A 21,356-nucleotide genomic window follows, 5' to 3' on the forward strand; every position below is an offset into this window, starting at 1 on the left:
AAAGCCAATGGTTGACAAATCTGGAGACATAGAATTATATAGTTGAAATTTACAATCCCTGATATTTCATATAATTCGAAGAATACACTATATATTCCAGATTGATTTTAGCTATAATATGTTGACTTTTGAACTGCTATTGTCATCAATTCTTAACATAAATAACGCTAATTTAATGTTTTATTGGAAACTCTCATTATATACTTAAATTACAATTACATAACTTTTTTAAGAAAGTGGGTTCTGTCATGGAAATAAATGAAAGACAACCAATGCTATCCCCTAAATTAATCCATGAACTTGAAAATTTATCATCCAAAACAAATATGCCTATTTCTGAATTACTGGAAATATCTGTTGTGTCACTACTGGAAAAAGTGAATAATACAAAAGAACTCAATGTTGGACTTAATAATAAAGAAATGATTTTAAGAAATAAAATCATCATTAATCAAAATAAAGAGGTTTTGAATAACAAAAGCACTTGACCCTTAAGGTTAAGTGCTTTTCGCTTCCTAATTGCCAGTGTATTAATGGAATAGATAATTCTATCGTGGTTTCGAATGTAATATTTATACCTTAAATTGTAATTTACCCGCAAAAAAAATCGTATCGGATTTTAAATTGTAGATTTGCATAAAAAAAAGCAGCTATTAAACTGCTGATCCATTATTCATGGTTTATTTGATGTCACGTATGTACCTGCTATGAAATCATGTATCGCTCTATGGTCTTTCCTTATACCAACCATGAATGCACTAACAATAAACCCTATCCCTAATGTAATGGCATAAACCAAAGCAGCAATAGCATTGTGCCTATCACTGTATAGCCATACCATAGTATCGGGACAATCACCATGTAGAGAAAGTTAAAAAACGTTGAAAAATTTTCATTTTCCCAATCACCGGTAATCACCCCAAATATTATCGCTAATGGTGCTGATACAATTATGCCACCCAATACTCCTGCGAAAAGACGTTTTCAAAAACCTAATGAATCACTCATATATGATCCTACCGTTGTGTTAGTTACAGTTACCTATATTACCAATAATAAGGATGGTGCATAATGAGTCTTTGTACCCGTAATTTTATTCAGCAAAAAAATAGTACTTACATTATAGGTGACAATTTATAAACAAAATTAAATCTCTGTGTAATTTTTGCTTATAAACGTTTGTTTTTGCTAATCTGCCTTTAATTTTCATTAGAAAGTAAGATACAATTTAAATGATGCACAGTTTAAAACATACAAGATCGTAAACTGCTGTTTGTATGAATCAGCGTAAAACTAATGAAACAAAGTGTTGAACACGTTGAAACAAAGTATTTTGCTGATTAAAATACTCTTTTAATAGTCAAAGTTTTGTTTAACTTGCTTAATCTTTTCTTGGTCACCATTTTCCATGTCAGGGATACAATGGCTGCGAATCCACCTTCTTTTAATAACATGCTTAATATATCTGGTTCCAAACTTTCCTCCCCCTTTCATTGCATAATAAAAAGCCGCCCTTATGGAACGACTTGATTTTTATTGGTGCTTATTAGCATTGTCTAAGTAATCGGTAAAGACTCCGTCAACACCGTAAGAAACCACTTCTTCAATTTGTTTTTTCTCATTTTTTTTATCGAAAAAAGTATGCACCACTAAATTAGCTTCATGCATCCTTCCTACAAACGCCTCATCAACCAGTTTGCCATTTAAACCAATTCCTATAGCGTATTGGTTAATTTCATTTAACTTTAGATAAGGCACTTCTGCATCTTTACAAAGCAGAATAAGAGGAATATCCTTATTCAATTTATGAACTAATTTCAAACTCTCTGATGAAAAGGACTGTATTACTACCTTATCCAAGAGTTGTCGTTCTGAAAGTATTTTAAGTAATTTCTTCTCCATAACGGTTTGATTATCGACTGTTCTGGTTTCAATATAATAGTTTGCATCAGTTTTAAATCTATCAAATATTTCTTCTAAGGTAACAACTTTTTCTCCTTTATAATCCTCATTAAACCAACTACCAGCATCCAATTTCTTTAGTTCATCTAAAGTGTATCCTGATACTTTGCCTATACCGTTAGTTGTGCGATCTACAGCTTCGTCATGCATGGCAATTAACTGATTGTCCTTTGTTATCCTTAAATCAATTTCAATAAAGTCGGCTCCCGAGTTAATTGCTTTCTCATATGACGGCATAGTATGTTCTGGTGCTTCAGAAGAATCTCCTCGGTGGGCAATGATTAACAACTCATTAGTTTCTGATACTTGAGTGGTACATCCAGTTAATAAAAGTGTGATTAAAATTAATGATTTTTTCATAGGTTCAGATAATTATAGTATAAATTCAGTTTTTTCATCTTGAACTTTAAGGTCGATACCTTTAGCGCCAGAGTCGTTAAGTAATTTTTTTGTTGGAAATCTTTTAATTTTTGGTATTCTTCTTTATCTTCAGTAATGTTTTTGTAAATAAGACCATAGTTAGTAGCGAAGTCTTTTCGTGAAACATTAGCTTTCGCCCCATCAGACAGATTATTGTAGTATTTATTCATTAATTCTTCATTGAACGAATAATCCTTAAAGAAAAGCGCTTTTTCTAGTTCTATAAATAATGTCGCACCTTTACTCATATCTATTAAATCTTCGTTTCCTTCATTTCGTTCAACGAATGATTTATGAGATTCATCAATTGTCTCTTGAGATACCCCTGAGTATTTCATAAGTTCATTCCTAAGAATACAGACTCTTTATCGAATTTTTTGGATTCGCCAAGACTAGACATATATTCATCAGCAAATTCTTTCAATTGTTTTCCGTTAACATCTTTACCTTCATAATTGAACACCACTTCACTATCTTTTAATTGACTCACTTGGTCCTTCTTATCCACTTTAGCAGGCGCACTTTGAGCAGTTGGTTGTTTAGTAGAACCAGCTTCCTCCCCTAATCCACAAGCAGCCAAAACTAATATAGACAACGATAATGCAAAGCCTAATACGATTTTTTTCATGATGAAATTCCTCCTGATTTTAAAAAGACTTTAATATTTTAACATAAAAAAAGGTAAAAATACCTACTTTTCCATAATAAACAAGAAGGTACAATTAACTTTAGAAAATTCATACTCGTATACGTTTTAATGTTCTTTACCAATTAGTGGATTAAATAATAAAAAGCCGCCCTGACAATTATATAAGGTTATTCTACTCACTCCGACTGTCTAAGCTATCTCTTTTTTCTCAATGTTACCAGTAGCTAACAACTCAGCAGCAGTCTGTTGTGCTATACCTAAATTACTTACACTATCCTTATCCACCTCACTTCATCCCCCCTTTACACGTTAATCTACAATGGATAATTCATGTCCCACTTTTCCCATCACAACAATAAAAAAAAGACATCATAATAATTAATGTCTCTCGGAAATAATCCTATTCGATCCCATTAAGCGCATAAATTCTTCAACATACATATTATCAAAGTCGCTTAATTTCATATCATATTTGTCCATTAGATATTGTCTTGCTTCCTTAACAGATGGAAAATCCATTCTATAAACATTCCTAATTCATTAATAATGTAATTACATAAGCAATAATACTGGCTAATAACATAGACAATTCACGGTTTTTAACTTGATGGGCTTTACATCATTTAGCTAACAAATCAAAAGAAAAATTTACCAGCTTTTTCTTTTACTTACTTATGATACTATAAATTCCTAGGCGGATTTTAATGAGGTAAAGCAAATTCTTAAACACGTTTTATGATTTGATCAGGTAGCCGAGTTGTTTATTTCAATTAGCCTAAATTTAAAATAAGAGGCGCAAAAATGCATTTTCCAACTATAATTTATGATGAATCTATCCATGCAATTAAAGACCAAAATAATAGTGAGTGTGGGTTGAAATACAAGGGCTTTTTTGTATTAACTAAGTACGATTTAAAAAAGATAAAATTTAGGCCACTTCAAGATATAACCTGTTCAAAATGTAAAACCATCATACTTTCGTGATGGTTTTTTATTAACTTCCTTCTCCAAAATTAAAAAGCATCCAAAGGATTGGATGCCTCATAAATTCATTACATGTCTATACGTGGAATAATATACTTCTGCAAAGTAGCTTTTCCTTTATAATCAACCAATGTATACACGTTAACATTTTCATCATTCAATGATATAAAGGTTTTTTCAATATTTAGTTCAGAAGGTAATGCAATACTACTCACTATTGAAGCTTGTTTTTTATTTAATATAGTATAACCTACTAAGTATTCACCATTTTCGAAAGAAATTGTATAAATTCCATTTTCAACATTAGTAAAGGCTTCAACTGAACCCTCAGCCAAATTATAACTCTTCTCAGTACCATCTTCATTCCAAATCAGATCCTTAGCTTTGAAATCGTAAGCCTCTGCTTCACTTGATCTTCCAAAGAATAAAACATCATTATGTAAAGTTGTTATAATAGGTATCCCAGAGTACTCTCCAAGATCTACAGCGTAATTGTCAATTGAATATAAAAGTTTTCCGTCTTTATCCATTACTCTTGATTTTGTTTCTTCATCTATAGAGATTGACTCAATAATATAAGTTTGTTCAAGCCCATCTATAAAATCATAACCTATACTTTTAGAAGTTTCATAGCTTTCATTGTTCGTCTCATCAAAAATTTTCTTATAGTGAGCTACACCGTCTTGAGAAAATGAGATCCGGTGAATTTGATTTATCGGGTCAACGTTTGAATTACTTTCAAATGTTGTATTAGTTTGGACAAAAAAGTTTGACCCACCCAGGTGGGTATTTGAAAACCAATATTTAGCATTCAAATCCTTTGTGTTATATATCTCATTAGTTAAATCTGTTGTTTTCCCCTTAACTACCCATTTGCCATCTTTAATAACTGATACTTTGAACATGAACGATAAAGCACTTGAGTCCCTTACGTTATTGTCAAAAACCGGTTCAATAACATAGGTATATCCATCTTGTTCAGTAACGATTGTATTTAAATGATCTGTTGGAAGACCACTCAGAGATTCGTTCCCAAGTTGATCAATCTTTTCTTTAACCTCAAATTGTTTAACCTCTTCTTCCAAAGGTTCCCCTGATTCATTTACTTGTTCAACAGAACCTTGCTCTTTACTTTCCTCTTTCTTTTCTTGACCACATCCACCTACAAGTAGAATGATAAAAATAACTAATGATGCCACTATTGAGTTTTTCATTGCTGCACTTCCTCTAAGTAATAAATTATTTAATACTAACAATCAAAAATAATACCAAAGTATCATATTATCTACAATAGTTTTCTAATGCAGGAGCTTTTTACCACTTATTCATTCATTAATTTCATCGAAAAATATTTATTTTTAGACAAAATATAAAAAGCCCTCAAAAAATGAGGGCTTCCTTTAAACTGGATATAGTTGAACCTCATTTTTAATAATGGTATCAACAATATATCCTCCTTCATAAGTCACAAGAGGTTTGCCATTGTTAATAAACTTAACTTCACTAATTGCAACTCCGCCATTTTTAATTCCTCTAGATACAGAAATGAGTTAATTTGTAATTTCAATAATAATTACCTTATTGAAAAGTGTAAAATGACCTATATCCTCATACACTCTTCCATCGATAATAATCTCATGAAATTTTTCCATCATTGCAGAATGCTCCCCTTTCGATTATCAATTCGATAATGTCAGAAGGATATCCTGCCAATAAAAATCACCCGATGAATGGATGCTTTCGTTTTATACATACTCTTTTACTGATTTAAGAAACCACTCTTGCCGGTATTCCTACAACTGTTACATCACTTGGGACATCTTTATTTACTACAGCATTGGCACCAATCTTAACATTATCGCCAATTGTTATTCCACCAAATAATTTAGCTCCAGGTCCTATATAAACATTATTTCCAATTACAGGACATTTCCCTTTTTTAATTCCTATATTTACAGCAGAGTGAATTTTACAATTCTTCCCTACCTTTGTTGATTTATGAACTACTATACTTCCCCAATGAGCCATACATAATCCTGGGCCAAAAACATTTCTTCCGATTGAAAACCCAAGCCTTATTCCTTGATTTATTAGAGTACCTTCAAGGAACTTTAAATAGATTCTACTAAAGGGACTCTTTTTACAATTCTTATAATATTCAACTTTCCTTAGAGTTCTTTGGTAATGAACAATAGGAAAACGATATCGTAAATACCAATTCCACTTTGCTATCTTATGTGCCTTTAAATCTTCATTTAAATAAAATCTATAATCCTTTTTCGACTTAATCATTTACCTTCTCCTTGTTGTGAAAACTCTAGATGAAATTTAAGATAATCTTAATAATTATTATGATTATATATCCTTAAACACATCATATAAAAATATCATAAATAGGAATAACTTACTATATAAATTTTGGTTATTTCATGCACAACTAAAATCCCTATAGACTTTATCTCTTCTGTTCAATTCAGGAACTTCATAATGTCCACCTTAATATTGTTCTCTTTAGCATGTTAATATTTAGTATCGAAAGGAAAACGTTAGAAATGTCACTGTGTTCACCTGTTTTTACTAATCCTCCTTTAACTTTTTGCAAAAATGAGATACAATTTAAATGATGCACAGTTTAAAACATACAAGATCGTAAACTGCTGTTTGTATGAATCAGCGTAAAACTAATGAAACAAAGTGTTGGACACGTTGAAACAAAAGTATTTTGGAGGAATGTAAATAAATGATTACAGTAAATAATGTTGGTTTACGTTATGGCGATCGTAAACTGTTTGAAGATGTTAATATAAAATTCACTCCTGGTAACTGCTATGGGCTGATTGGTGCGAATGGTGCGGGTAAATCCACTTTCTTAAAAATCCTTTCCGGTGAAATTGAAGCGCAATCCGGTGATGTCCATATGGGTCCTGGCGAACGCCTTGCCGTTCTAAAGCAAGATCACTTCGCTTATGAAGAGGAAGAAGTCCTTAAAGTAGTCATTATGGGACATGAAAGATTATATGAAGTCATGCAAGAAAAAGATGCCATCTATATGAAGGAAAACTTCACCGACGAAGACGGAATGAAAGCGGCCGAACTTGAAGGAGAATTTGCCGAATTAAACGGCTGGGAAGCTGAACCTGAAGCTTCAATCCTCTTAAAAGGCCTTGGCATCGCGGAAGACCTGCATACAAAGAAAATGGCTGAATTGAACGGTGGCGACAAAGTTAAAGTATTGCTTGCCCAGGCATTATTCGGTAAACCGGATGTTCTTTTACTGGATGAGCCTACCAACCACTTGGACTTAAAAGCGATCAAATGGCTGGAAGAATTCCTAATCAACTTTGAAAACACCGTTATCGTAGTTTCCCATGACCGTTACTTCCTTAACAAAGTTTGTACACATATTGCGGATCTTGATTTCGGTAAAATCAAAGTTTATATCGGTAACTATGACTTCTGGTATGAATCAAGCCAGCTTGCCCTTAAACTGACTCAAGATGCCAATAAGAAAAAAGAAGAAAAAATCAAAGAGCTTCAAAATTTCATCGCGCGTTTCAGTGCCAATGCATCCAAATCGAGCCAGGCTACATCCCGTAAGAAATTATTGGACAAAATCAGCTTGGATGACATCGAGCCTTCTTCACGCCGCTATCCATACGTCGGCTTTACTCCTGAACGTGAAATCGGGAACGACCTGCTTCGTGTAGACGGAATCTCGAAAACGATCGATGGCGTAAAAATATTGGATAACGTCAGCTTCACGATGAATAAAGGCGACAAAATTGCATTTGTCGGTAAAGATGAGATTGCTAAAACAACAATGTTCAAAATCTTGGCAGGTGAAATTGAACCTGATAGCGGCTCATTCAAATGGGGAGTTACCACCTCTCAGGCATACTTCCCTAAGGATAATGCTGAATTCTTTGAAGGTGTCGATTTAAATCTTGTCGATTGGCTCCGTCAATATTCACCAAATGACCAGAGCGAAAGCTTCCTGCGCGGTTTCTTGGGCAGAATGTTATTCTCTGGCGATGAAGTCACGAAAAAGGCAAGTGTACTTTCAGGGGGCGAAAAAGTCCGCTGTATGCTTTCCAAAATGATGTTAAGCGGTTCGAACGTCCTGATGCTTGATGAACCTACTAACCATCTGGACTTAGAGTCGATTACGGCATTGAACAACGGTTTGATCAGCTTTAAAGGATCTATGATCTTCTCTTCACATGATCATCAGTTCATCCAAACTATAGCGAACCGTATCATTGAACTTACTCCAAAAGGTACAGTCGATAAGCAAATGAGTTATGATGAGTACCTTGAAAATGGCGAATTGCAAAAACAAGTGGCTGAAATGTACAAATAATAATTTTATGAAAGCACATCCTTATTGGATGTGCTTTTTTCGTTCCTGATTCTTGCTGCCTGCATTTATTTCATACCTTGAATGCATTGAAGGTATAAAAAACACGCTGCAATAAATATAATAATATTCCCTGAAAGATGAGCACTGAATAATTTCATCGATAAAAAGGTATATTGGTAAGGAAGGAGTGAGTTAGAATTGGATAGTCATACTGTGAAAAATATTTTTGATGATACAGGGAACCTTTTTTTATATGATAAATTCAGTTATCATTTTTATATATCCGGATTGTTCGATGTAGTGGAACAAGAAAAAGTAATCTCGGATTTTTTAAATTCTTATAGCTTCGATGATAAAAACCCTCTCTTTTTTGACGACTTTTCCTTTTACTTTAATTGCTTTCATTATTCCCACCAAAAACAAAGGATGATGAATTACTTGAAAACCGAGTATGACGAACATATTTGTTAAGTATAAAAGGCCAGATAAACTGATCATGCCTTTTATAAGCGAAAACTATTTAAAAAAAGGTAAGAGCATATTAGTGCTCTTACCTTTCTTCATTTTATTTTACTCTTCCTTGCCTGCTGCCATATTCATGATCGCCTCGGCATGCTTCCGTTTTATGGTGGAAAATGGTAAATTCTGCTTTCCTGAGAAATTCTTAAGCAAGTCTTTGATCAATTCCCGAAGATGCCTATAATGACTTCGGCAATGTTGCCATTAAACCCGTTGCATATCCAGTCACTTTATTAGCACCCCTATTCACACCGGTTCCACCTGTATCCACTACAGTAATCTTGTCGATATTACTGAGTGGGCTTGACACTTGTTTTGCATACTACGGTAGCATTTTCAAAATCATGTCCATTACATCCGCTTGTCCAAACTGTTCAAAAGCTTCAGCGATCTTCTGCTTGGCTTCTGCCTCTGCGACCGCTGTTTAACCGGATAATTTCCGCTTCTTCGTACCTTGTGACCTTTGTGCGTCCGCTTTAGCAAGATTCTAAGGCCGGCTCTCTATGTCCCTCATCAAACATAATGAAATTAATCTGATTCTTTAATTTTTCAAAGTGCTCAGGATTTTTCTTTTTTATAACAAGTTTTTGAATTGTAATTATCAAGACTTTGTTATTTTGATTATTTAATACCTTATCTAAATAATCCGAATGTATCTCCATATTTTCCTTAGGTAGTTCTCCATTATATATCAAATTCCCTGCAGAAATCCCTCACAACAGGCAAAAACAAATCTGTCAAATTTAAATATACGGTAGAACAGAGACCTGTCCCAGTATCCCTCTCAGTCGCTCGATAACCAGTCTCCCTTTGCGACCAGTTGCACCTTCCCGCCAATCTGGATATCATATGTTCCATTTTTTAATTTGGCGGCCATATTCACATTTGAGGGACGTCCCATCTCGTAGCCCTGATTGACACGAACATCGATCTTCTCCTTATCAAAGAACCGATATTTCAGAAGGTAGCCCGCCAAATTGCCATTTGCGCTACCTGTCGCAGGATCCTCATAAAAGCCTGTGTCGCTCATGAATACCCGCACACGAAGGCAGTTTGGGTCCCTGCTTTCCTCCTCAGAAAAAACAAGCAGGTTACATTTATAATAAGTTTCCAGAAAGCGTTTGAACTGTAGGGGGTCGATGCTGCATCGTTGTACCCCGTCAACCGATTTCAGTGGGACAATGATGCAGGGCAGTCCTGTGGAGACCAGCTGGATTGGAAAATCTGTCCGTATGTCCTCCACTTGGATATTAAGCACCCTTGCGACAAATTCGAGCTGGTCTATCTTCATGTCGAAGGAAGGTTCGTTTTGGCTCATGGTGAGAGTGTCGCCGTTGAAAACAACTGGAATCTGTCCGACAGGCAGGTTCAAGACGACTTTGGAAGCCTTTCCGTTTTCCATAATCCGATTGATGATATACGCAGTGCCCAAGGTAGGGTGTCCCGCGAAGGGCACCTCCTCATCTGGGGTGAAGATTCGAACATCATACCCGCCATTTTCCTGTTTATTGGACATGATGAAGCTCGTTTCCGAAAAATGAATTTCTTTGGCAATCTGCTGCATCTCCTTCCTTGTGAGATTACTCTCTGGCACTAGAACAGCAAGCTGATTTCCCTGATATTTTTCTTCAGCAAAGACATCTACGATATAAAAATCCATATCAATTCCTCCTTTTTGCTCCATTATAGGTGAAGGGGAATAGAACAGATGAAAATCATTAGACCAGATCAAGGAGAAATATGCTAAAATCAAAGGGGTTGGGAGGGAAAGAAATGAATGGAGATTACTTATTTAAACAAGTATACGATTATGTATTACACCGAATCGAACTTAATGAATGGAATGAGAATGAAAAGCTCCCTTCAATTAGAAATTTAGCTGCTAAGATGAAGGTTCATCGCTTAACCGTATTAAAGGCCTATCAGCTTCTTAAACAGGAAAATAGAGTCTATGTCAAAGATAAATCCGGCTATTATGTCCAATCCCGTGAAATTAATAAATTAGAAAACATGGAAAATCCGATCGTTTCTGCATATGTACAAAAAAATCATTTATCGGAAATCCATGAGACACCTGTTTCCTACCAATTTTCACAGGCATTAATTGACCCTAATCTTTTGCCAAATCGCTTCATATCGGACTATGTAAAAAAAGTTTTTGATCTCTATCCAAAGGTTCTCTCCACCTACTCCACCGTACAAGGCGATCATGAACTGCGTCAATCACTTTCTGACTATTTTAATCAGCAATATAAAACGATTACACATCCAGATCAGCTATTAATTACGACCGGTTCGCAGCAAGCCATTCATCTGATTGCCCAGGCCTATGTAAAATCAAGAGACACTATCCTTTTGGAGAGACCAACCTATAGTTCTGCCATTGATATTTTTCGAGCACAAGGAGCCAATATTGTAACCGTCGATATTCATCCGTACGGATATGATTTAGAGCAGATTGAATTCATCATGAAAAAACACAAACCTCGTCTGTTTTATTTAAATCCAACCTTCCATAATCCAACAGGATACACGGTCCCATCGGCTCAAAGAAAACAATTAGTCCAGTTAGCCGAGGACCACCGTTGTCTGTTAATAGAAGACGATGTTTACAATGACATCTTTTTTGATCAGAAGCCTCCGCCGCCCATGTATACCTATGATACCTCCGGCATGGTGATATATATCAAAAGCTTTTGCAAATATGTATCACCGGGGTTGCGAATAGCCGTCATGATGAACTGTCAGTCTTCCGTGGTGAAATCATTGCTAGCAGTAAAATCATTGGCCGATAATGGATCACCGCTTTTAAATCAAAAGATTTTCCTGCATTACTTATCATCTCCAAGGCTGCAGCAACATGTTGAGAAACTGCGAATTGCGCTCCAAATACGAAAGGAAATCATGGAGGAAGAACTGTCCGTAACCGATTGGCGATGGACCAGCCCAAATGGTGGCTTGAATTTATGGGTACAGCTCCCAGGCTCCCTGTCAACAGAAGACTTATTGGTCAATAGTCTGGAGCAATCAATTTCCTTTGTTCCCGGCCAAATATGTGACCCTTTAAAGGAGCCTTCCTCATGGCTCCGGTTAAGCTATTCCTATGCCAGTGAAGAGCAAATCTCTGAAGGACTTAGGAAGTTTATTAATTTAGTACGCTCTACTCAATAAGGGGTAGCGTCAGGAAAATACGGTTTTACATTGTTTAGGAAACTTCAATACTAAAAAGCCCAATTTCTCTGTATTAAATTAGATAAATTGGGTTCATATTTATTACTACATTAAAGCGCCCAATTGTGGAAGATAATGATTATGATTGATGTCTTTAACTTGTTGAACTAACGCTACTCGTTAATAGTATCAATATTTCCATGATTTGGAGATTAATTGTAATTATCTTGGAGTTTTTGCACCAGAACCCTTTTTTATATGCCGCCAATCAATTTCAATATTTCCTCTTATTCTTTGAATAAGAATTAAAAACTAATTTCTGTTCCTCAATATTAATACTCTGAAGAGCTGTTGCATTAAAGTATTTCTCTTTTTTTCTATCAGTTTATATATTTCTTTTCCTTTTACTGTAGGGAATAGTTTTTTTATTTTTCTGTTCTCCTAATCACCCACTCTTTTTATAAATCCATTTATTTCTAACTTTTTTATAGCGCGAGCTGCTGTAGTTCTGTCTACTTTAATCACTTCAGCTATCTTTTCTTGAATCATTCCCGGGTGTTCACAGATTTGAATGAAATACAAGTACTGTCCCCTAGAAAGGTTAAGATCTTTATATACTATATTGTTGAGTGTATCTAAGCATCTTGCAATAACTTTAATCTCTTCAATAATTCTATCCATAATTCTTCTCCACTTATTTTTTCAAGATATGTTTATAAGGAGCGTTATCTAGAATTGCTTCTCTCTTTATCCAAGTAATGCTGAAAATCTATGAGCGTTAAGATTGTCGTAAAATATTGAATTGTTATTATTCAAATTAACTTTATGCACAAGGAGGCGATTGCTTCACTGGGGATTCTTTACACATAAGGCGATCAGGCGAAGTTTCAAGCGGTCATTTTTCAATTTGTTGCATCTGCGAAGACTATAGAATTTTCATGAGAACTAAACCCTAGTATCTTGCTTTAGTTAACAATTGACCAAACTGCTGATGAAAAAAAGCGTGCTTTAATGTAAATGTTGCTTTTAAATATCATGTAGAAGAAATCACTGTAAAAGGTATACGCTAATCCTGTTCTTTATCAATTACTCTTTATTTATCCGCTAACATCCTTCCCAATTGAAGAGTGTGATACCACCAGAAAACGCTGATTAACAATGTTCAGGATACTTCTGGGTTAAAATCCCAATCTCTCAGTATATAAATCAGAAATTGGGATTTAATAATTTATAAGCTACTCCCTCTTGTTGAATAAGGGTTATAACCTAGAAAGTAGTTATCTACTCTTGATATTATGTAGAAACGCGATTCATAAATTTACTGGTTTCATAGTTGGATTCACACTTATCTTAAGTATGGTCCGCGTTGAAAACATTTGATACATGGTACTATGAATTCCATAACATTTGCAGACAGAGTATGCTATTTGACTAATCAAAGATTGTAATTTCCCTATTATTAATATCTAATACTTCAATCTTCACAATACCACCAAGTTTATGTGACACTAAATCAGACAATTCTTTTAGCGCCATATGAAATTCATTACTTCTTGTTTCATCTAATAATTCAATGCAGAGGAATGCATTTTTTGTATTTTCTGTTAGCATCGTCCTCAGAGTTTCACGCCAATTCCAGCATTTGCATATTGCTCCGTCATCATCTTTATAAACAATTTCACCTTCATATGGTGAAGCATTTTCATCTTCTCCCAATGGGATAAACGGTTCGTTTCCATTTGCCTGCGTTAGCCGAATATCGCCTACGAAAGTGTCGATATCTTCTCCGCCGCATGGAAGCCCATAACGCAATGAAATTGAATTATAGATGTCAACAAGCGGGTTTATTGTTCCGATATGATTGCCATTTTTCACTCTTTTTAATAAAGCTTCAATGGAACACCTTGCCCCTTTCTTTGTCTTGAATTTCTGAAAAGCTTCTCGCCAAACGAATATGACTGGATTACTACTCAATTCCTCCAGACTGAGAAATTTATGTGCTTCTTTCTCTGCCTCCTGCAGCAGCTTCTCGTAGAATTCAACGTCCTTTATTGAAATGTCAATCCCCTGGCAAATAAGGGTGCCTATTTTTGCATGAGGGAATAACGACCAAAAATCATCTTCAATGATAAATCCAGGCATAAATTCTCTCTCCATTTCATTTTACTTATTGTCTTAGTGGAATCGCTATTTGTTGTGTAACAACTCGATAAATTTCATCAAACACTCTTATGTTTTGGAGGGACTCGCAAAGGCGGAGAATACCCCTAGAACAATATATAAATAACCAGTTATCCGATTCTGCAACTTAGAATTTACTTCACTACCCAGAATCCGCTTTCTAATACTTGCTGCAAGAACTGCATACAGACCATCACTAATAAAAGCTAGGATAATAAAAATAATTCCTAAAAGTAAAAATTGTATTGTGACTGATCCGGCCGAAGGTGATATGAATTGCGGAAAGAAGGCTAAAAAAAAGAGTGCTGTCTTAGGATTCATTACTTCTACGAGCGCAGATTCGTAAAATATCTTTAATAACTTTTTGCGAGGGGCTTTTGGAATTTCTGAAGCCGTTCGATCAGATGTAGAAAATAAAGTCCTACAACCCAGATAGATAAGATAAGCAGCACCTAAGTATTTAACGATATTAAAGGCCGTTGCTGATGTCATAAGGATTGCTGAAACTCCAATTGCTCCAGCTAAAACGTGAACAGAACCACCAAGAGATACACCAAGAACTGATACTATGCCCGCTTTCTTCCCTTGATCAATACTTCTTGCCATAATATACAACACAGCCGGTCCAGGTATTATTAACAATGTAGCAGCAGTAATTACAAATAGCCAAATATTTGAAAACTCCATAAAAAGCAACTCCTTGTTGTATTTTTGCATATGTTTTATTGGGCTCCTCCTCGATGGTGAAAGCAAGGTTACCACTTTTTTAAGGTTCGCTTTCATCAAGGAGGCGATTTGTTGCTCATTTAGAAAAGGAATCTGTTCCAACAGTTTTATTATGAGCTCTTGTCTGTGTAAGGAATGGTTTTGACTTACCTTTGCTTTCCCTTAAAAGTGATAAACACCATTTTTGCTTTTAGGGGTGCCACCCAAAAATCATTTAATTAACCCATTCCTTTGCTCACGCATCCATTGAGCAACCTGAATTTCCCCTTGTTCATTTGATTTCTCAAGCTCTGTAACAATCGCTTTGTAATCAGTGTCATTACGATTTTGACTCATTTTGGCTGCAGCTTGAATAGATGTGATTTCAATTTCAAAGCCCACTATTCCTTTCATTTCTCTCTTAAGCAACTCTGGATCAAACGTTTCCCAGGTCCGACCATTTTCTCGGTGAGACTCATAGTGATTAAGCATGGTATCCAAGGAGGAAATCAGCTCGTCTTCAGTGATTAAACGTGCTGATCCATACGCATGTACAGCTAGATAGTCCCAAGTAGGAACCTCTTCGCACTGATACCAACTTGATGAAATGTAAGCGTGCTGCCCTTGAAAAATCAGTAACACATCACTATTATTGTCTAAAGTTTTTTTCTGCTTGTTTCCGTATGCAATGTGCCCAGTCGCATAGATTTTCCCTTCATCTTCCCGTATTTCCAATGGAATATGCGTAGCCAAGGGACGATGTTCATTAACAGTAATCAATAAGGCAAACGGGTTTGACTTCATAATTTGAACTGCCTCTTCATTTTTCATACGATATTGCTTAGGAATGTACACAATAATCATCCTTTCAAATTTGTATTAGAGTTTTTAAAAATATAAGCATTAAAAATAAATATCCGATAAAAAAATATTATTATACAAGTTGACATGAAAAAAGGTACAATACTAAATAAATATACATGTCAGAGGGAATGCAAATGAATAATACCATTTTTACTTTCAATGATAACACCCCAAAATACAAACAAATCTATGAGAAATTTAAATCATATATTGAACAAGGAGACATTTTGGCAAATGAGCAATTGCCCTCCATTCGTCAACTTGCAGATTCCTTACATGTAAGCCGAAATACAACTTTACTGGCATATGAACAACTTGTTGCTGAAGGGTATATTCGTGGAGAAGGCAGAAAAGGTTATTTTGCAAATGAGTTAGAACCGCTAATATTTCAGGAGCCATTAATCTCTTATAATAAAAAGCAGACTGAGTCCAAGAAACCTCCGGTAGTTAATTTCAGGGCAGATGCCGTTGATCAAAAACATTTCCCGCTGAAAATTTGGAGGAGAATTGCTAATCAAGTATTAACTTTACAGGATAGCTTTCGATACGGGGAACCATTTGGGGAAGAATGCCTGCGCAGACAAATCTCCACATATTTATTCCAATCACGCGGAGTGAAAACAAATGCAAATGCAATTATTATCGGAAGCAGTACCCAACAAATGCTTGTATACCTTGGACATATACTGAAGGATGAATTCCAGAGTATTGTAGTTGAAGACCCAGGTTACGACGGTGCTAGGGAAGCTTTTCAATTCCATCGTTTTATGTTTGAAACTTTGCCGGTTTATGAAACAGGTGCTGAACTTTCACAATTAGAACAAATGAAATCACGATTAATCTATGTAACCCCTTCCCATCAAAGTCCAATTGGAGTAAGCATGTCTATTCAACAACGGCAAATGCTTATTCATTGGGTTAACAAGATTCGTGGATATATTATTGAAGACGATTATGATAGTGAATTTCGCTATACACAAAAACCATTTCCTGCTCTTGCCTCCATTGATTCAGCAAGAGTCATTTATTTAGGGAATTTCTCGAAGTCCTTTCTTCCAGGAATTCGTTTAAGTTATATGGTCTTGCCACAGCCATTAATAAATCGTTTTAAAAATCAGTTTCTTCATTTTGAAGCTACTACCTCCCTGCTTAGCCAGCTTACAATGGCTAAACTTATGGAAGAGGGAGAATGGAGTCGACATATTAAAAGAATGCGCCTTGTTTATAAAAGAAAAATGCAGCACTTAGTATCCGCATTAAAAGAGCAATTCGCTCAAAATATATCCATTATTGGTGAACAATCCGGTTTGTATGTATTAGTCAAAGTACATCTGAAGCATTCAGAAGAATGGTTAATTCAACAAGCTTCCTTTCATGGCGTTACGGTGTATCCTACGTCCCTCTACTTCATTAAAAATAACACCGACGGACCAATGGTTAAACTAGGTTTCAGTAATCTTTCTTCAAATGAAATTGATGTGGGTGTGAAACTCTTAAAGAAGGCATGGTTAAAAGAATGACTCCACAATTCTTTTAACTAACGAATTGTAGCTGTTTTATTTGAATGTTTGGTGTTGCAATGATAAATAATCTTCATAGGGCCCTTAAATGGAAATATCCCCCTTATTAGTTATTGGATTTGGAGCGGGATTGGCGTTTCTTTCCACCCTTCCTATGGGGGGACAGCTTATGGAATATGTGATATGGGATAATCCGAAGATTGGAAGAACTAGTTTTTATTGCGATGACATTAAGTGCAGCTATAGATCTAAAACTTGCTTTTTTATAAATTAATTAGAGGATAATTTTAAGCCTAATTTCCATCTGAAATTAGGCTTAATTTTTTAACAAATCTACCACATTAGTTGAACAAGACAAAGTCGAATAACTTTTATTTTTGTAGATTTTTCTTCATAAGAGATGCTATTTGTATATTATCTTGTTGAGAAGTATTTTCTAGATGCTTAATAATTAATTCTTGACGTTCCACAGGGTGATTTTGACTTAATTTAGCTTTCGCTTCAATTTTTGTGATTTTTATTTTAAATGCTACAATCCCTTTACTCATTCCTTCGATAAAACTGGAATCCACATCATTTAAATTGTATGGGCTATCTGGATTTTCATATTTGTTCACCATATCATTCAGAGAATCGAATATGACTTTTTGATCTTTGACAATCTCCATCTTTCCATATAAATGGATAGAGACATAATTCCAAGTAGGAACTGCCATCGTTGTTTCATACCAAGACGGAGATATATAAGAGTGAGGACCTTGGAAAACCGCAAGAACTTGTTGGTATTCTATATCCTTCCATTGTTCGTTTGGGCGGGCAAAATGACCATATAAAGCACTTTCACCTTTATTTAATGTGAGTGGAAGATGGGTAGCGTATGGTTCTCCATTGTGTTGAGAAAATAAAGTGGCAAAGCTGTACTTTTCGATAAAATCATAAATTATTTCTTCATCCTTGAGTTGAAAATGTTTAGGTATATACATGATTTGGCTCCTCCTGAAAAAGCCTTTGTCTTTTCGGCTATCCCCAATTTTAAAAACTAAGTATTATATGAGATATTTTATTATGTAAACTGACTTCTAAAAAGGTACAATTATTAATAATTGAACATGTCAACGGTGATTATAATTTTTCAAAGTTTAATTTTGCATTTAAGGATCCTTTTAAACCCTCTCCCCCGATATAGAAATGAAAGTTCATTGATTTCACCTTTTATTTTTGACGTATATAAACTTACATTTAGTGAATTAATTACATTTAAAATTAAATAACTTCCACCCGTATAAAATAAGGTATTTATGAGGAGCAATACTTCAATTTTAAGCAGTAATTAGATATGATTTCTGTTTAACCCGGCCCGTTATCCAACATCATAGTGAGTTATTTATGAACCAAAATAACTGATAGCTAATGGTGTTTTTTAATTTTACCCAGCAATCACGCCAAATTATGGAATAATTCCTTCAAATAAAGTAACTTAATAACTAGATTATTTTATTGGAGCATACATACAGATAGCCAATAATTATTTTCATTAGAAAGGATTGAAATAGTATCGAATTAAGACATTTAGAATATTTTTTAATGGTCAGTAAAGAACTACATTTTACAAAAGCAGCTGAAAAATTAGGAATTTCGCAACCAACTTTAAGCCATCAAATTAAAATGCTTGAACAAGATGTAGGCTATGCACTATTTAACCGTATTGGCAAGAAGATTGAACTTACTAAGGTGGGTGAAATCGTACAAAAAGAAGCATTGAATATTCAAAATTCCTTACAAAGTATATCTTCTCAAATTAAAGCCCTTACAAAAGTAGAAATCGGGGAATTGAAAATTGCCGTGTTACCAGGAGAAATAACTGATTTGGTATCCACTTTGTGTATTAAATTCAACCAATTATATCCAAACATAAAAGTGCTTGTTCAAAGTACGGATCAAGTGGAAAAGGCTGTTTTAGAGAATCAAGCTGATTTTGGTATTGGTTTTGAATTCAATCGTGATGATATGTTGACGGTGACGAAGTTGTATGATGAAGAATTTTACCTGATTAGTAATCAAAGTAATGGAGATCAGAAGGTTTCATTTTCCGATGTTTTAGATAGTTCTCTTATTTTATTTCCAAATATCCATCAATGCAGAAAAATACTTGATAAAACGAGTCTTGAGGTTGGCAGGCAGTTAGAACCTATTGTCGAAACGTCTAGCATTGAATCTATCTTGAAGCTCGTTCGAAATGGGGTTGGCCGCAGTTTTGTTTCGCGGACATTATATGAATTTTATGATACAGAGGATTTATTTTTCCAACGTATTGAAAAACCCACTTTGACTAGATCTGTTTATCTCGTGATGAAAAAGAATCGTTTTATCAATTATGCAGCACGTAAGTATATTGAGTTATTATTATGTGAAATCGAAAGGCTACGTTTTCATACAGAAAAAGATGAGATAGCTTCTTTAAAAAGTTCTATATTATAGTTTTTATCTATTATTATCATAGAAATGAATGGATAGATAAATGATAAATTCCTCTTTACAATGAATACAAGTTCATGGGGATAAGAACTATCAAATTGTAAAGGGGATTTTCAATTATGTTTCAAGAAGTAGCAGGTATTAAAATTCCAGATTCTCGATTGGCTAAAGAAGCAGCAGATCTTTTACGCGAGCATGGGGACGACTTGTTGTGGAATCATTCCAATCGTGTATTTTTATTTGGCGCAGTTAACGGAAAAAAAACGAAGCAGAATCATGATTTAGAGTTGCTTTATGTTAGTGCATTATTCCATGATTTAGGTTTAACAAAAAAGTTCAGCAGCCCAGATTTACGATTTGAAGTAGACGGTGCAAATGCAGCGAGGAGCTTTTTACAACAGTATCAAATTCCAGATGAGTCGATTCGTCTTGTATGGGATGCTATTGCATTACATACGACACCTGGCGTTGCAGAACATAAAGAAGCTGAAGTGGCACTACTCTTTTCGGGTGTTGGTTTAGAAGTGATGGGAGATGGCTTTGAACAATTCCCTGACGACTTGCGAGAAGAAATTATAAAAGCATTCCCACGTAACAATTTCAAAAAGGACATTATTCCAGCGTTTTATGAGGGCTTTAAGCATAAGCCAGAAACTACTTTTGGCAATATGAAGGAAGATATTATTGAATATTTTAGACCGGAATATAAAAATAAAAATTTCTGTGATTGTATTTTGCATTCACCTTGGACAGAATAGGGTACAAAAATGACAACGTAACAGCGAATCGTGGTAGAAAGTTAAGAACCAAAAGGAAATATCGACTAAGGAAGCTACCACTTTATTAAAGATGGTCATTGCATGAGTATGAGTGGTGGTGTTGCCTTAAAAAGATTGATTAATTTGGATGAAACCATGCATACATTGATTAAAAAATGAAGCACACGGAAGTCACATAGGCGTAGTTATTATGACAACAAATCCTGGTTGCCTATTACAGATGAAACTTGGTATTGAACGTGAAGGACTCACACAATCAATGCGTGCCCTTCATCTAATTGAACTTTTAGCTGAAGCTGCCATGATCGGGTTATTAAATTCCTTCATAATGTTTTGAATAGCACGTCATCTACACCGCCATAGAAGGATATTTCAGCGTTTGCCGTTTTGATTTTGCAAATGGGATCTTCTGAAGAGTAGATCGTATAGATTTTTTATTTTCGGCATGTAATGTAACGGGGACAATCGTTAATTTTTGTTGCGGCATAGGAAAAGCACCTCCTTTGATTGATACAAGTATCGTACCAGGAGGTGCTGCGTATTTAATATGCGCTGTTTAAATGGGGGCTTTCCTTTAACCGTAGTTTGCGACCCACTATCTAACTGTTTACGCTTAAAGATATAAGTTATCCTTTATCCTCTATCCTTCAAAACTCAGTTCGAGTGAGTGGCTAACTCTTATTCGGCGGGAATCCCACCCGATATATGTAACGGCCTATGCTCGATCGCTCTGACAGGCACCGGATGCTGATCCTAACTAGCAGCCG

General features: G+C 35.1%; 21 protein-coding genes and 3 pseudogenes. 7 read left to right on the forward strand and 17 right to left on the reverse strand.

Annotated features, from left to right (window positions below):
* Positions 1 to 248: 248 nt before the first annotated feature.
* Positions 249 to 488: a hypothetical protein gene (locus ABC374_RS13180; RefSeq protein WP_350299049.1), complete on the forward strand. Its 240-nt coding sequence runs from the start codon at positions 249 to 251 to the stop codon at positions 486 to 488.
* A gap of 185 nt (positions 489 to 673) precedes the next feature.
* Here the strand turns inward: ABC374_RS13180 and ABC374_RS13185 are convergent.
* From ABC374_RS13185 to ABC374_RS13220, 8 genes and pseudogenes are all read right to left on the reverse strand, one after another.
* A pseudogene (locus ABC374_RS13185) lies at positions 674 to 963 on the reverse strand (RDD family protein).
* A 377-nt stretch (positions 964 to 1,340) separates the two neighbouring features.
* The gene (locus ABC374_RS13190) at positions 1,341 to 1,475 is read right to left on the reverse strand and encodes a hypothetical protein (RefSeq protein ID WP_413018245.1); all 135 of its coding nucleotides are present in this window, start codon (positions 1,473 to 1,475) and stop codon (positions 1,341 to 1,343) included.
* Positions 1,476 to 1,533: 58 nt separating this feature from the next.
* The gene (locus tag ABC374_RS13195; protein WP_413018247.1) at positions 1,534 to 2,322 is read right to left on the reverse strand and encodes a glycerophosphodiester phosphodiesterase family protein; all 789 of its coding nucleotides are present in this window, start codon (positions 2,320 to 2,322) and stop codon (positions 1,534 to 1,536) included.
* Positions 2,319 to 2,720 (reverse strand): hypothetical protein, encoded by a 402-nt coding sequence (locus tag ABC374_RS13200; protein ID WP_413018249.1) that lies wholly within the window; start codon positions 2,718 to 2,720, stop codon positions 2,319 to 2,321. The genes ABC374_RS13195 and ABC374_RS13200 overlap by 4 nt, the downstream gene beginning before the upstream one ends.
* Positions 2,717 to 3,010 (reverse strand): hypothetical protein, encoded by a 294-nt coding sequence (locus tag ABC374_RS13205; RefSeq protein WP_413018251.1) that lies wholly within the window; start codon positions 3,008 to 3,010, stop codon positions 2,717 to 2,719. Before ABC374_RS13205 ends, ABC374_RS13200 begins: the two co-directional genes overlap by 4 nt.
* Before the next feature lie 399 nt (positions 3,011 to 3,409).
* Positions 3,410 to 3,550, reverse strand: coding sequence for a hypothetical protein (locus ABC374_RS13210; RefSeq protein ID WP_413018253.1), 141 nt, complete (start codon positions 3,548 to 3,550; stop codon positions 3,410 to 3,412).
* 533 nt (positions 3,551 to 4,083) lie between these two features.
* Positions 4,084 to 5,229: a hypothetical protein gene (locus ABC374_RS13215; RefSeq protein WP_413018255.1), complete on the reverse strand. Its 1,146-nt coding sequence runs from the start codon at positions 5,227 to 5,229 to the stop codon at positions 4,084 to 4,086.
* Between the two features lie 553 nt (positions 5,230 to 5,782).
* On the reverse strand, positions 5,783 to 6,307 hold the full coding sequence (locus ABC374_RS13220; protein WP_350299056.1) for a serine O-acetyltransferase: 525 nt from the start codon (positions 6,305 to 6,307) through the stop codon (positions 5,783 to 5,785).
* Positions 6,308 to 6,755: 448 nt separating this feature from the next.
* On the opposite strand from ABC374_RS13220, the gene ABC374_RS13225 reads away from it, so the two are divergent.
* Positions 6,756 to 8,375, forward strand: a complete 1,620-nt coding sequence (locus ABC374_RS13225) for an ABC-F family ATP-binding cassette domain-containing protein (protein ID WP_241591034.1) — start codon at positions 6,756 to 6,758, stop codon at positions 8,373 to 8,375.
* A gap of 570 nt (positions 8,376 to 8,945) precedes the next feature.
* Here ABC374_RS13225 and ABC374_RS13230 read toward each other — a convergent pair.
* From ABC374_RS13230 to ABC374_RS13240, 3 genes and pseudogenes are all read right to left on the reverse strand, one after another.
* Positions 8,946 to 9,375 (reverse strand): annotated as a pseudogene (locus ABC374_RS13230) (flotillin domain-containing protein); the annotation flags it as partial.
* Positions 9,371 to 9,556: a DEAD/DEAH box helicase family protein gene (locus tag ABC374_RS13235; RefSeq protein ID WP_413020342.1), complete on the reverse strand. Its 186-nt coding sequence runs from the start codon at positions 9,554 to 9,556 to the stop codon at positions 9,371 to 9,373. The gene ABC374_RS13235 and the pseudogene ABC374_RS13230, both read right to left, overlap by 5 nt.
* A gap of 122 nt (positions 9,557 to 9,678) precedes the next feature.
* Positions 9,679 to 10,554, reverse strand: coding sequence for a PhzF family phenazine biosynthesis protein (locus tag ABC374_RS13240; RefSeq protein WP_413018258.1), 876 nt, complete (start codon positions 10,552 to 10,554; stop codon positions 9,679 to 9,681).
* A 113-nt stretch (positions 10,555 to 10,667) separates the two neighbouring features.
* On the opposite strand from ABC374_RS13240, the gene ABC374_RS13245 reads away from it, so the two are divergent.
* Positions 10,668 to 12,065 (forward strand): aminotransferase-like domain-containing protein, encoded by a 1,398-nt coding sequence (locus ABC374_RS13245; RefSeq protein WP_413018260.1) that lies wholly within the window; start codon positions 10,668 to 10,670, stop codon positions 12,063 to 12,065.
* Positions 12,066 to 12,287: 222 nt separating this feature from the next.
* On the opposite strand, the pseudogene ABC374_RS13250 reads toward ABC374_RS13245, so the two are convergent.
* The 4 genes and pseudogenes from ABC374_RS13250 to ABC374_RS13265 all read right to left on the reverse strand — a co-directional run bounded on the left by ABC374_RS13250 (position 12,288) and on the right by ABC374_RS13265 (position 15,815).
* Positions 12,288 to 12,746, reverse strand: a pseudogene (locus ABC374_RS13250) (MarR family winged helix-turn-helix transcriptional regulator).
* A gap of 750 nt (positions 12,747 to 13,496) precedes the next feature.
* Positions 13,497 to 14,207, reverse strand: coding sequence for a B3/B4 domain-containing protein (locus ABC374_RS13255; RefSeq protein ID WP_413018262.1), 711 nt, complete (start codon positions 14,205 to 14,207; stop codon positions 13,497 to 13,499).
* Between the two features lie 87 nt (positions 14,208 to 14,294).
* On the reverse strand, positions 14,295 to 14,933 hold the full coding sequence (locus ABC374_RS13260; protein ID WP_350299060.1) for a LysE family translocator: 639 nt from the start codon (positions 14,931 to 14,933) through the stop codon (positions 14,295 to 14,297).
* Positions 14,934 to 15,182: 249 nt separating this feature from the next.
* Positions 15,183 to 15,815 carry an FMN-binding negative transcriptional regulator gene (locus ABC374_RS13265; RefSeq protein ID WP_413018264.1) on the reverse strand — a complete coding sequence of 211 codons (633 nt, stop codon included), beginning with the start codon at positions 15,813 to 15,815 and terminating at the stop codon, positions 15,183 to 15,185.
* Positions 15,816 to 15,949: 134 nt separating this feature from the next.
* Between ABC374_RS13265 and pdxR the strand changes: the two genes are divergently transcribed.
* On the forward strand, positions 15,950 to 17,335 hold the full coding sequence (gene pdxR, locus ABC374_RS13270) for a MocR-like pyridoxine biosynthesis transcription factor PdxR (RefSeq protein ID WP_413018266.1): 1,386 nt from the start codon (positions 15,950 to 15,952) through the stop codon (positions 17,333 to 17,335).
* Positions 17,336 to 17,706: 371 nt separating this feature from the next.
* On the opposite strand, the gene ABC374_RS13275 is transcribed toward pdxR, so the two are convergent.
* The gene (locus ABC374_RS13275; RefSeq protein ID WP_413018268.1) at positions 17,707 to 18,318 is read right to left on the reverse strand and encodes an FMN-binding negative transcriptional regulator; all 612 of its coding nucleotides are present in this window, start codon (positions 18,316 to 18,318) and stop codon (positions 17,707 to 17,709) included.
* Positions 18,319 to 18,889: 571 nt separating this feature from the next.
* Here ABC374_RS13275 and ABC374_RS13280 point away from each other — a divergent pair.
* The 3 genes from ABC374_RS13280 to ABC374_RS13290 all read left to right on the forward strand — a co-directional run bounded on the left by ABC374_RS13280 (position 18,890) and on the right by ABC374_RS13290 (position 20,926).
* A complete protein-coding gene (locus ABC374_RS13280) occupies positions 18,890 to 19,813 on the forward strand; it encodes a LysR family transcriptional regulator (protein WP_413020343.1) in 924 nt (307 codons plus the stop codon).
* A gap of 116 nt (positions 19,814 to 19,929) precedes the next feature.
* Positions 19,930 to 20,568 carry an HD domain-containing protein gene (locus tag ABC374_RS13285; RefSeq protein ID WP_413018270.1) on the forward strand — a complete coding sequence of 213 codons (639 nt, stop codon included), beginning with the start codon at positions 19,930 to 19,932 and terminating at the stop codon, positions 20,566 to 20,568.
* A 211-nt stretch (positions 20,569 to 20,779) separates the two neighbouring features.
* Positions 20,780 to 20,926: a hypothetical protein gene (locus tag ABC374_RS13290; protein ID WP_413018272.1), complete on the forward strand. Its 147-nt coding sequence runs from the start codon at positions 20,780 to 20,782 to the stop codon at positions 20,924 to 20,926.
* Positions 20,927 to 20,938: 12 nt separating this feature from the next.
* Here ABC374_RS13290 and ABC374_RS13295 read toward each other — a convergent pair whose 3' ends face one another.
* Positions 20,939 to 21,076, reverse strand: coding sequence for a hypothetical protein (locus tag ABC374_RS13295; protein WP_350299066.1), 138 nt, complete (start codon positions 21,074 to 21,076; stop codon positions 20,939 to 20,941).
* Positions 21,077 to 21,356 lie beyond the last annotated feature (280 nt).

This window comes from Peribacillus phoenicis, from assembly GCF_047238085.1.
GTDB lineage: Bacteria > Bacillota > Bacilli > Bacillales > DSM-1321 > Peribacillus.

Coding starts and splice junctions, on each gene's coding strand:
- ABC374_RS13180 (WP_350299049.1), top strand. CDS start 249: ATGGAAATAAATGAAAGACAACCAATGCTATCCCCTAAATTAATCCAT.
- ABC374_RS13195 (WP_413018247.1), bottom strand. CDS start 2,322: ATGAAAAAATCATTAATTTTAATCACACTTTTATTAACTGGATGTACC.
- ABC374_RS13200 (WP_413018249.1), bottom strand. CDS start 2,720: ATGAAATACTCAGGGGTATCTCAAGAGACAATTGATGAATCTCATAAA.
- ABC374_RS13205 (WP_413018251.1), bottom strand. CDS start 3,010: ATGAAAAAAATCGTATTAGGCTTTGCATTATCGTTGTCTATATTAGTT.
- ABC374_RS13210 (WP_413018253.1), bottom strand. CDS start 3,550: ATGGATTTTCCATCTGTTAAGGAAGCAAGACAATATCTAATGGACAAA.
- ABC374_RS13215 (WP_413018255.1), bottom strand. CDS start 5,229: ATGAAAAACTCAATAGTGGCATCATTAGTTATTTTTATCATTCTACTT.
- ABC374_RS13220 (WP_350299056.1), bottom strand. CDS start 6,307: ATGATTAAGTCGAAAAAGGATTATAGATTTTATTTAAATGAAGATTTA.
- ABC374_RS13225 (WP_241591034.1), top strand. CDS start 6,756: ATGATTACAGTAAATAATGTTGGTTTACGTTATGGCGATCGTAAACTG.
- ABC374_RS13235 (WP_413020342.1), bottom strand. CDS start 9,556: ATGGAGATACATTCGGATTATTTAGATAAGGTATTAAATAATCAAAAT.
- ABC374_RS13240 (WP_413018258.1), bottom strand. CDS start 10,554: ATGGATTTTTATATCGTAGATGTCTTTGCTGAAGAAAAATATCAGGGA.
- ABC374_RS13245 (WP_413018260.1), top strand. CDS start 10,668: ATGAATGGAGATTACTTATTTAAACAAGTATACGATTATGTATTACAC.
- ABC374_RS13255 (WP_413018262.1), bottom strand. CDS start 14,207: ATGCCTGGATTTATCATTGAAGATGATTTTTGGTCGTTATTCCCTCAT.
- ABC374_RS13260 (WP_350299060.1), bottom strand. CDS start 14,933: ATGGAGTTTTCAAATATTTGGCTATTTGTAATTACTGCTGCTACATTG.
- ABC374_RS13265 (WP_413018264.1), bottom strand. CDS start 15,815: ATGATTATTGTGTACATTCCTAAGCAATATCGTATGAAAAATGAAGAG.
- pdxR (WP_413018266.1), top strand. CDS start 15,950: ATGAATAATACCATTTTTACTTTCAATGATAACACCCCAAAATACAAA.
- ABC374_RS13275 (WP_413018268.1), bottom strand. CDS start 18,318: ATGTATATACCTAAACATTTTCAACTCAAGGATGAAGAAATAATTTAT.
- ABC374_RS13285 (WP_413018270.1), top strand. CDS start 19,930: ATGTTTCAAGAAGTAGCAGGTATTAAAATTCCAGATTCTCGATTGGCT.
- ABC374_RS13290 (WP_413018272.1), top strand. CDS start 20,780: ATGACAACAAATCCTGGTTGCCTATTACAGATGAAACTTGGTATTGAA.
- ABC374_RS13295 (WP_350299066.1), bottom strand. CDS start 21,076: ATGCCGCAACAAAAATTAACGATTGTCCCCGTTACATTACATGCCGAA.